The organism is Gilliamella sp. X-57 (assembly GCF_057063565.1).
The window spans coordinates 1-5448 of sequence record NZ_JBXSQI010000041.1 but is presented as its reverse complement, the minus strand read 5'-3'; the positions used below and the strand labels follow the sequence as shown (position 1 = coordinate 5448).

The 5448-nt window shown below is 38.0% G+C and carries 10 protein-coding genes; 9 read left to right on the top strand and 1 reads right to left on the bottom strand.

The window, feature by feature from the left end:
• Positions 1-31 precede the first annotated feature (31 nt).
• Together ACYIAL_RS12475 and ACYIAL_RS12470 are read left to right on the top strand one after the other, a co-directional pair.
• Positions 32-400, top strand: coding sequence for a hypothetical protein (locus tag ACYIAL_RS12475; RefSeq protein WP_483751865.1), 369 nt, complete (start codon positions 32-34; stop codon positions 398-400).
• Between the two features lie 100 nt (positions 401-500).
• Positions 501-1301, top strand: a complete 801-nt coding sequence (locus ACYIAL_RS12470) for an antA/AntB antirepressor family protein (RefSeq protein ID WP_483751864.1) — start codon at positions 501-503, stop codon at positions 1299-1301.
• 304 nt (positions 1302-1605) lie between these two features.
• Here the strand turns inward: ACYIAL_RS12470 and ACYIAL_RS12465 are convergent, their stop codons facing one another.
• The gene (locus tag ACYIAL_RS12465) at positions 1606-1779 is read right to left on the bottom strand and encodes a hypothetical protein (protein WP_176700243.1); all 174 of its coding nucleotides are present in this window, start codon (positions 1777-1779) and stop codon (positions 1606-1608) included.
• A 130-nt stretch (positions 1780-1909) separates the two neighbouring features.
• On the opposite strand from ACYIAL_RS12465, the gene ACYIAL_RS12460 reads away from it, so the two are divergent.
• From ACYIAL_RS12460 to ACYIAL_RS12430, 7 genes are all read left to right on the top strand, one after another.
• The gene (locus ACYIAL_RS12460; protein ID WP_483751863.1) at positions 1910-2125 is read left to right on the top strand and encodes a hypothetical protein; all 216 of its coding nucleotides are present in this window, start codon (positions 1910-1912) and stop codon (positions 2123-2125) included.
• Between the two features lie 127 nt (positions 2126-2252).
• The gene (locus ACYIAL_RS12455) at positions 2253-2471 is read left to right on the top strand and encodes a host cell division inhibitor Icd-like protein (RefSeq protein ID WP_160430763.1); all 219 of its coding nucleotides are present in this window, start codon (positions 2253-2255) and stop codon (positions 2469-2471) included.
• The gene (locus ACYIAL_RS12450; RefSeq protein ID WP_483751862.1) at positions 2461-2694 is read left to right on the top strand and encodes a hypothetical protein; all 234 of its coding nucleotides are present in this window, start codon (positions 2461-2463) and stop codon (positions 2692-2694) included. Before ACYIAL_RS12455 ends, ACYIAL_RS12450 begins: the two co-directional genes overlap by 11 nt.
• The gene (locus ACYIAL_RS12445) at positions 2687-2824 is read left to right on the top strand and encodes a hypothetical protein (protein WP_483751861.1); all 138 of its coding nucleotides are present in this window, start codon (positions 2687-2689) and stop codon (positions 2822-2824) included. Before ACYIAL_RS12450 ends, ACYIAL_RS12445 begins: the two co-directional genes overlap by 8 nt.
• The gene (locus ACYIAL_RS12440; protein WP_174796658.1) at positions 2811-3002 is read left to right on the top strand and encodes a hypothetical protein; all 192 of its coding nucleotides are present in this window, start codon (positions 2811-2813) and stop codon (positions 3000-3002) included. Before ACYIAL_RS12445 ends, ACYIAL_RS12440 begins: the two co-directional genes overlap by 14 nt.
• A complete protein-coding gene (locus ACYIAL_RS12435; protein WP_483751860.1) occupies positions 2995-3369 on the top strand; it encodes a hypothetical protein in 375 nt (124 codons plus the stop codon). The genes ACYIAL_RS12440 and ACYIAL_RS12435 overlap by 8 nt, the downstream gene beginning before the upstream one ends.
• A gap of 10 nt (positions 3370-3379) precedes the next feature.
• Positions 3380-5448: primase-helicase zinc-binding domain-containing protein (locus ACYIAL_RS12430; protein ID WP_483751859.1), on the top strand; the 2069-nt coding region annotated here is incomplete at its 3' end.

Below are 5448 nucleotides of genomic sequence, written 5' to 3'. Positions count from 1 at the left end.
AAACCCTCTATATCGCGAAATAATCGAGGGCTTGCATTGGAATCTTGACGCTTCCAATCATAGCCAATCTGATTATAAAAAGCTACCCAAAAAGCCGAGAGCTTACCTATTAATTGCGTGTACTGGTGACAATGGTATTACCGAAAATGAGATATTGCGCACCTGTAGGCTTTCTAGCGGTAGAAATTACTGTTCAGAACTAGAAAGAAAGTTAGGCATCACATTAAAGCGCATGGATGAACCTAATACTGACGGAATAGGCTCACACTATCGCTATTACCTAGCCAATAAGGAAGATGCTCAAAAGGTGGTTAATCTGATTCTTAGTTATGAAAATAGCTTATTAACTGAATCGGATATCAGCCAAATTTTAGAACTTTATCCAAGCAAAGCAGCTTAATTAATTGATTTTATAGCAAAGCTCATTTTTGAGCCGACGGCATCCCTTTGCCTAAATTTAGCTAAAAGAGGGATTTTTCGACACGTTAGGAGTAATACTTATGACAGATTTTAATAATTTAGTACCAGTAACAGAAACGCAATTAAACGGTAAATTACAGCAAACAGTTAGTGCAAAACAATTACATCGTTTTCTTGGTGTTGGTCGAGACTTTTCTAATTGGATAAAAGGAAGAATTGAGCAATACGGCTTTACTTTAAATGATGATTTTTTCATCTTTGATTCCCCCATTTTGGTGAATCAAAGTGCAAATAATGAGCAGTACTTCCCCAATGGGGGGATATCCCTCCCTAATGAATTAACGCCAAATTTGGCGAAAAATACCCGACGCGGTAGACCAGAAAAAGATTACATTCTCACAATCGGAACCGCTAAAGAATTGGCGATGATTGAAAACAACGAGAAAGGACGAGCAATAAGAAAGTACTTTATACGTTGTGAAGAACACCTTAAAGAAATCGCTCCAGCAATCCAAAAGAAAGCGCTTAATCGATTAAAAGCACGTTTAAAAGTCGCAGATTATAGCCGTCCTATGTGTGACGCTTTAACAGAGCAACGTAAAGCACTGGGGAAAAGCGCAAATAACACCGTATTTACTAATGAATTCGATATGATTAACCGCATCGTATTAGGTACTACATCAAGCAAATACAAGAAAGCCAATAATCTTACTGGTAATATTCGTGACCACCTAAACGAATTTGAATTAAACCATATCGCATACCTTGAGAACGCAAATATAACATTAATCCATATTGGTTACGACTATCATCAGAGAAAATCCGAGCTAATAAAGTTATCTCATGCTTATTTAATCCGTCATATGGCACAGGTGGCTTAATTATGATGACTACACACCCATTTAACACCCTAGCAATAGGGCAATATACCCAAGCCCTAAATAATCGCTTATATTGCTATTTTGACGGGATTAACGCCATACAAAAGGTGAAAGAATTCTTCTTGGTTGGCAATAATTCTAGTTTTCAGTCAAAAAAGCCTATTTCAGTGGAAACAAGTGTAAAAGTACGCACTAAGTACGCAGTGAAAACCTTTTTTTTAATGCGTACTAATCATTGCATGGGGTTGAATTTTAAAAGTAGGTTTCTTGAGTCCATAAAAAGAAGCCACAAGAAACTTAATTATTATGCTTTAGGTATGATTCCTCGTGATTGTAATTCTTTTCTTAAAACTCTTTTAATCCAAGTAGCTAAGCTAGTATCGCCATCTTTCATAGCTTCTTCTTCTAACTGTTGCCGAAATTCTTCGGTTAATCGCATTTGGTATTGTGGTGATCTTTTTTCTTTTGGTGTTGACATGGTAATTACCCAATATTATTATAATTACATGGTAACGACCATTATAATGGTCGCGCCCCAAAAAACAATAGCCCAAAGAGTTCACACCTCAATGAGCTATCTAACCACAAACATTAAACGGAGTAATGCTATGGCTAATAGTAATGATACCCTACGCCCTAAAAATGGGCAACCTGACCTATCTAATTTAATTTCTGTTTTAAATCTCTATCAAGCAGATATTCCAACACACCATTTACTACAAGCTGAAAATCATTTTGAAGAACTACAGCAATCTATTCTATATGGAATAGGTGCGATTGGTAACCTGATGTTTTGGGCTAGTGAAAATGAGAGTTATTCCTAGCAGAACCTTAAAAGTGATATGCGCGATATTGGCTATTTACTAGCACAATTAAGGGATGTCGCTTGTTTCGCTTCAAATCAAATTAACCTACTTGATGCTACGCAAAACCATAAGGGAGGTAAATAGTATGTTGAAAACGAATCATCAAGAAAAGGGTAATCGTGAAACCAAACTATTTAAATTCTATGACCTATCAATGGCTCAAGTAGTCCAAATAACGGCAACAACCGAACGCCAAGCACGCAAGAGCCTAGGCAAATCATCCCTTATCTTTATTGCCAGAATTCGCTTATATCCAGTCATTGAAAGAGCTAGAAGCTTTGGAGGTTATCACTATGGGCAATAATAACTTTCAGATATTAAATAACATCGAAACAAAACTTATTCAAGTTCGGAGCATGGCTAAAATCGCTTTGGATAACACTAATTATAAGTGCGCAGGATATGACAAGCCTTTTATCGAACAAGCCGACATGAGTAATTTACTGTGGGTTATCGTTGATTTAGTAGAGCAAGCTTTTGATGAGTTACAAGGGTACGGGTTAATGGAGGATAAGAATAATGGCTAATTCAAACACGCCAATTAACGAAGAATTACGCTCCTATGCCCTTGATGCTGTATCAGACTTAATTAACGATTCTAAAAAGCTATTTAGAAGCGAAACCGAGCGCAAGGAGGCAAAGAATGAAAGAGTTTGATTTTGTCCATAACGATGACGGCACTATTACCGCATTAAGGCTTAAAAATGGCAAATATGTAGCGCTACTTTCTTTTGGCAAGGATGAAATCTCTGATTTACTCGCCGATGTCACCAAGCGACTACCGCCCGAAGTTAGGCGATACATGACACAAATTAAGGGGGTAAATCATGGATAATCAGCAAGAAGTAACAGCAATTCATCATAGTATCGTTGATTCTACCATGGCGATTATCGCAGGTTTATTTTTAATTGAGCAGATTAATAAAAACGGTGCCAAGGTGTTTATTCATGAGGATATCAAGATTGATATTGATAAAGATTTAATTGTTTTAGGATTAAAAGTTAGTCTTGAAGAATGCTTGATTGAAGACTTTGGCGAAAGTGAGGGGTTAAATCGTACCTATGGACTATTAAAAAAGATGTACGCCGAAAGTGACGATAAACCTATGGCACTAACGCAATTCGGGCAAGAAATACTTGCAACGTTATTTATTGATTTAGCCGAAGATATCAAAGCTGAATCTAACGCGATAATTCATTAAGGGGGATGTAATGAAAATCAATGAAATTACAGCCCAAGCCGTAGGTAAATGGGATTATATCTTTCAATCATTAGGTATTGAAGTGGGTAATGGCAAGCATTGCCCCTGCCCTGTCTGTGGAGGTAAGGATAGATTTAGATTTGATAATCAAAATGGTAGAGGTACTTATATCTGTAACCAATGCGGTAGTGGTGACGGCTTAGAGCTTATCAAAAACTATTGTCAATGTGACGCTAAAGAAGCATCAAATAAAGTAGCGGAGTGTTTAAATCTGTCTAATCAGAATAACAAAATACGGGAAAATCTCGTATTTAGAAAAATAGATTCTGAACAATTACATAATGATAACATACCAGATAATCCCGTATGTAAAAAGGTCGAGTATTTGCTATCTAAAGCAACATTAGGGCAATCTCAATACCTGACCAAGAAAGGGTTAACCTTTGATTTACCCTTGTTAGATAACGGGCGCATTTTTGTGCCCATGCTGAATCTTCATAATGAATACGCAGGTGGTCAATTTATCGAACCTGACGGCAGTAAGCACTTAATGAAAGGCTCAAATAAGAAAAGTGCTTTTATATTAGTGCGCTCAATATTGAGCAGACCTGCCGAGGTGTGCGCAAATTTGCTCGCACATAATGAAATTATTATCTGTGAGGGTTTAGCCACAGGGATATCGATAGCGGAATTCCGCCATCAGGCTATTGTTATATCCGCCATTGACGCAGGCAATCTTATTCATGTAGCTAAGTCTATTCGTGAACTAAATTCTACCGTTAAAATCATTATCGCAGGTGATAACGATATTGGTCAAAGCCCGAATACGGGCTTAGCTAAAGCAATAGAAGCGTCTCAAGCGGTAGATGGTTATTACTCAGTACCTGATACAGATTATAAATGTGATTGGGATGATTATAGACAACAATTTGGAAGTGATAACGCTTCGGCTCATTTTAATAAAAACCTCATAAAACCAGAGTTACCAACCGTGACAAAACTTAACATGCAAAACGAGTTATCAAGCATGAACCTATCGCAAATGGCATCAAGCCAACGCGCCGAACTGCTCAATCAATATTATGATAATAACCTTGCGATTAATCTTACTACCGATGAAATCTATCACTATCAAGATAACGCATGGCAACCTATAAGCGATAAACTGTTAATGCGAACGCTAGCCGATTTATTCACTCAATCAGGCGAGCCATTTAACCCTATGCGAATTAGCTCAGCGGTTGAATCGCTCAGGTTATCACTGCCTATAATGGGAACACCTCAGAAAGATTTAATCTGCTTTAAAAATGGCGTATATGAGCTAAAAAACCAAACCTTTAGACCTCACAATAAGCAAGATTGGCTATTAGTCAGTAATGATATTGATTACTACCCTGCCAAAGAAAATGAATCTTTTGATACTCACGCGCCAAACTTCGCTAAATGGCTAAAAAGAGCATCAGGCAATCAAGATAAGGCTAAAAATATCTTAGCTGCGCTATATATGATATTGGCTAATCGTCATGACTGGCAATTATTCTTAGAGGTTACAGGCGCAGGCGGTAGCGGTAAAAGTGTTTTTGCTGAAATTGCGACGATGTTATCAGGTAAAAACAATACTGTAATAGGCACTATGGACGCATTAGAAAAGGCAAGAGACAGAGCCTTAATCGTGGGTTACTCATTAGTCATATTACCCGACCAACCGCGTTATATGGGGAGTGGCGCAGGATTAAAAGCAATTACTGGCGGTGATGAAGTCGCAATAGACCCAAAACACAAGCAACCCTATTCTTGTAAAATCCCTGCGGTAGTCTTGGTTATCAATAACGAGGCAATGAGATTTAACGAGCGTAACGGCGGTATATCACGGCGTAGAGTTATCTTTCACTTCGGCGAGGTCATCCCTGAAAAAGAGCGAGATTTAAACTTGGTTAGCAAAATAGAGCAAGAACTCCCCTCAATTGTGAGGTTGCTATTAAATGAGTTTATCAATCCAACAGAAGCCAAAGAAAGACTACACCAGCAACAACAATCAGACGAAGCGACGGCGATTAAACGCGAATCCGACCACTTGGT

Excerpts from the sequence above, each read along its gene's own strand:
- ACYIAL_RS12470 (WP_483751864.1), top strand. The coding sequence starts at position 501 with ATGACAGATTTTAATAATTTAGTACCAGTAACAGAAACGCAATTAAAC.
- ACYIAL_RS12465 (WP_176700243.1), bottom strand. The coding sequence starts at position 1,779 with ATGTCAACACCAAAAGAAAAAAGATCACCACAATACCAAATGCGATTA.
- ACYIAL_RS12460 (WP_483751863.1), top strand. The coding sequence starts at position 1,910 with ATGGCTAATAGTAATGATACCCTACGCCCTAAAAATGGGCAACCTGAC.
- ACYIAL_RS12455 (WP_160430763.1), top strand. The coding sequence starts at position 2,253 with ATGTTGAAAACGAATCATCAAGAAAAGGGTAATCGTGAAACCAAACTA.
- ACYIAL_RS12450 (WP_483751862.1), top strand. The coding sequence starts at position 2,461 with ATGGGCAATAATAACTTTCAGATATTAAATAACATCGAAACAAAACTT.
- ACYIAL_RS12445 (WP_483751861.1), top strand. The coding sequence starts at position 2,687 with ATGGCTAATTCAAACACGCCAATTAACGAAGAATTACGCTCCTATGCC.
- ACYIAL_RS12440 (WP_174796658.1), top strand. The coding sequence starts at position 2,811 with ATGAAAGAGTTTGATTTTGTCCATAACGATGACGGCACTATTACCGCA.
- ACYIAL_RS12435 (WP_483751860.1), top strand. The coding sequence starts at position 2,995 with ATGGATAATCAGCAAGAAGTAACAGCAATTCATCATAGTATCGTTGAT.